This is a genomic window from Microvirga arabica, from assembly GCF_016811235.1.
Lineage (GTDB): Bacteria > Pseudomonadota > Alphaproteobacteria > Rhizobiales > Beijerinckiaceae > Microvirga > Microvirga arabica.
Genome location: NZ_JAFBID010000173.1, coordinates 1 through 2,247, shown reverse-complemented (window position 1 = coordinate 2,247; position 2,247 = coordinate 1). Strand labels below are relative to the sequence as shown.

Annotated in this window: 2 pseudogenes; one reads left to right on the top strand and one right to left on the bottom strand. The window is 61.8% G+C overall.

From position 1 onward, the window contains the following. Nucleotides 1–75: 75 nt before the first annotated feature. Nucleotides 76–1,035, top strand: a pseudogene (locus JQC81_RS32215) (IS481 family transposase); the annotation flags it as partial. 152 nt (nucleotides 1,036–1,187) lie between these two features. Here the strand turns inward: JQC81_RS32215 and JQC81_RS32210 are convergent. After that, nucleotides 1,188–2,192: pseudogene (locus JQC81_RS32210) on the bottom strand (IS110 family RNA-guided transposase). Nucleotides 2,193–2,247 lie beyond the last annotated feature (55 nt).

Here is a 2,247-nt window from a genome sequence, read left to right as displayed (position 1 = left end):
TGCGCGGCAGGTCCGGCACCGCATAGGTGTGGAACAGGCCGGGTCGATAGCTGCGCGTGACCTTCTGGAAATGATCGGGAGACCTCCGCAGATCGCCCGACGGGGCCGAGAGCACCGCATTCCACGGTGCTCTCGGTCCAGGAAGAGGCGATCGTCGTCGCCTTCCGCCGGCATACCCTGCTGCCGCTGGACGATTGCCTGTACGCCCTCCTGCCCACCATCCCGCACCTGACGCGCCCCTCCCTGCATCGTTGCCTGCAGCGGCATGGCATCAGCCGCTTACCCGAGGTGACCGGCGACAAGCCCGCCAAGAAGAAGTTCAAGAGCTACCCGATCGGCTACATTCGCTGACGCGGCCCTTCGGGTCATATCGACATCGCCGAGGTGCACACGGAAGAAGGGAGGCTCTACCTGTTTGTCGCCATTGATCGCACGTCCAAGCTCGCCTTTGCCCAACTGCATGGGAAAGCCACCCGGAGTGTGGCGGGCGACTTTCTGCGCGCGCTGATTACGGCTGTGCCGTACAAGATCCACACGGTTCTCACCGACAACGGCACCCACTTCACCACACCGGGCGACATCAGTTCAGCCGCCCCTCTGATCAAAGAAGCGATGGCCCGCGGCGAGATCTTCCGGGCACACTCGTTCGAGCTCGCCTGTGCCCAGAACGACATCGATCACCGCCTGACCAAACCGCGCCATCCCTGGACGAACGGACAGGTTGAGCGCATGAACCGGACCCTCAAGGACGCCACCGTCAGGCGCTACTACTACGACACCCATGACCAGCTGCGGGGTCACCTGGGCGACTTCCTCGCCGCCTACAACTTCGCCCGAAGGCTCTAGACCCTGCGCGGCCTCACCCCCTACGAGTACATCTGCAAAATCTTTACAAGCGAGCCTTCTCTATTCGGCGGGTTGAAGTCAAGCGCCTTCCGAACTGTCCGACACAACAGTGTCCAATGTTCTTCGCGAGGCCTTGCTTCTCTTCGGGATCGGCTCTCAAGCCGTCCCAGCATGGGATCAGGAGAATGAGGCGAGCAATCTAAACAGCAGTCTGAACGTGGTGACACGCCCGACCAAGTCCCGGCACGCTCTGGCCTCATCCTTCGTCCCGCGAAGGACACCTGTCCACCGGAGGGTGGAACTTGCAATACTCCCTCTATCGTTGAGACCTCGCCGTCGGATCAGACATAGGCCATAGCGTCATCCCTGCTCCAGCGGAACTCTGTCCCATCGCTCCACATCCGGTGCATGATGACGGCCAGGCGCCGGGCCAACGCGACGATCGCCTTGCGCAGGCTGCCTCGCTTGGCGATGTTCATTGCCCAGGCTTTCAGCTAGGACTACTTCTTCACGCGGGTGAGCATAACCTGCGCTGCTTCATAGAGCAGCGTTCGCATCATTCCGTCTCCGCACAGGGAGACGCATCCGATGCGCTTGCTTTCTCCTGATTCCTTGAGCACTGGCGTTAACCCCAGGGCGGCGCCAACAGCCTTCGAGTTCCTGAAGCGGGCCGGCACATCGATGGTGCTGGTAAACGCCAGGGCAACGACAGGTCCGACACCCGGAACCGTCATCAGGCGCCGGCAGGTGCCATCATCTTTGACGATCGCCAGTACTTTCCGGTGAAGGCGGGACAGTTCTTCCCGCAGCGTCTGCCTGGCGGCGAGCAGGGATACGGCGATCTGCGCCAGTTCGGGCATGTCGTCCACGAGTTCCCGGATCCGGGTGTCAAACCCCACTGGCCCGACTATGCCAACCTTGAGACCGAAGTTGCGCAGCAGACCACGAATGTCGTTCTCGATCGCAATCGCCTTTTCCTGCAGCAGCTTGCGGGCAGTTAGCAGAGCCCGGCGGTGCTGGCTTGTCAGCGTCTTGACATGGACCGGCCGGAACAGGTTGACCCGCATCATCTGGGCAATGCCGCGGGCATCGTTGCGGTCAGTCTTGTTCACCTGCGCCTTGAGAAACGCCTTCGTATGCCGCGTCTCGATGCAGATCACCGGCAAACCTGCTTGCGCCAATCCGCTGAACAGCCACTGCGACAAGGGACCGGCCTCAAGCCCGATCCGGGCCAGCCGCCAGGTCGGATCCTGCAAAGCGCGAGCGAGATCGTCCGGATGACTGGGGACTTTCGTCTCCCGGCAGATCGAACCTGTTTCGTCCATGACCTGCCCCTGAAGTTTCATCCAGCCGCTGTTAGAGTCTTGGCCGGTGATACGCCGTGTGGCGCGACAGGAGCAA